This window comes from Halapricum sp. CBA1109 (genome assembly GCF_009741825.1).
Classification (GTDB): domain Archaea; phylum Halobacteriota; class Halobacteria; order Halobacteriales; family Haloarculaceae; genus Halapricum.
Genome location: NZ_WPCA01000264.1, coordinates 1 through 1,186, shown reverse-complemented (window position 1 = coordinate 1,186; position 1,186 = coordinate 1). Strand labels below are relative to the sequence as shown.

Here is a 1,186-nt window from a genome sequence, read left to right as displayed (position 1 = left end):
TCGGGTTCGCGCTGGCGGCGGCGTACGTCCTCACGGGGTCGTTCGTCACCGTCTTCCTCGCCCACTACGTCCTCAACGCCGTCGAGTTCCTCGTCCACGAGCGCTAGAGGCCAAGCGTCGCCAGCCCGCCGAACCAGACCAGATAGATGTATATCTGTGCGAAACCGGCGAGGACAAGCAGGATCCCGGCGACGCGCTGGATCAGGGCCGTCCGCGAGGCGATACGGCGGATCAGGAGGTCACGGCCGAGCGCCGTCCCGACGGTGACGGCGATCATGAGGAGGCTCATCCCCAGCGCGTAGGCGACCATCGTCGAGAGGCCGGCGACGGGGTCGCGGGCGAGCGACCCGGCGACGAGGCCGAAAAAGACACCGGCGGTACAGCCGGCGGCCGCGGTGGCGTACAGCACGCCGAAGGCGAAGAAACCGAGCAGCGAGCGCCGACGCTCGGGCAACTGGATGTGGCCGACGGAGAGGTCGACGCCGGCGGCCATCGCCGCGCCGACGCCGATCATAATCGCGCCGACGACCAGTTCCAGCAGGCCGATACCCGACAGCAGGGTCGACCCGAGGAAGACGACGACGCCGGCGAGGACGCCGTAGACGACGAAGAATCCGAGGCTGACGACGATACCGACGACGGCCGCTCGGGCCACTGTCGAGGCGAGCGCCGTTCGCGTGCCACGCTCCGACGCCGCGCCGTCGGTCCGGTCCCGGCCGACGTAGTAGGAGACGTACCCCGGGAGCAGCGGGAACGCGCAGGGGGCAAAAACGTCGCCGCGCCGGCGACGAACGCGAACGTGTCGAAGAGTCCGACTGCCATCGCCGGGGCTAGGTCGGCAGGGGTGTTTTGCCTGTCGCCCGGGTGCGGCGCGCGGACACGACCGTCACAGCCCCTCGTGGCTCCGGAGTCGGTCGGCCACGTCCGTCGGCGCGGCACTGGGGCCGTCGACCACGCGGTGGTCCGGAATGACGACGGGGAGGGGGTTGTTCGCCAGCGCCCGGCGGACCGTCTCTCGGTCGGCGCCGTCCTCGTGGTCCAGTCCCGAGGTCATCCGGGTCAGCAGGTCGATGTCGACGGTGTCACCGCGGGGCACCGACCGCAGCGACTCGAGGACGCGGCGCTGGTCGGTCGGGACGGTCAGCGCGACGGTGACGTCCTCGAAGTCGTCGGCCTCGCCGTCGAC

General features: G+C 70.7%; 2 protein-coding genes. Both read right to left on the bottom strand.

Features of this window, described 5'->3' with window-relative positions:
* Window positions 1-103: 103 nt before the first annotated feature.
* A complete protein-coding gene (locus GJ629_RS15865; RefSeq protein WP_231754687.1) occupies window positions 104-748 on the bottom strand; it encodes a cytochrome C biogenesis protein in 645 nt (214 codons plus the stop codon).
* A 138-nt stretch (window positions 749-886) separates the two neighbouring features.
* A partial coding sequence (locus tag GJ629_RS15860) for an MGMT family protein (protein ID WP_197428688.1) occupies window positions 887-1,186 on the bottom strand: 300 nt, incomplete at its 5' end.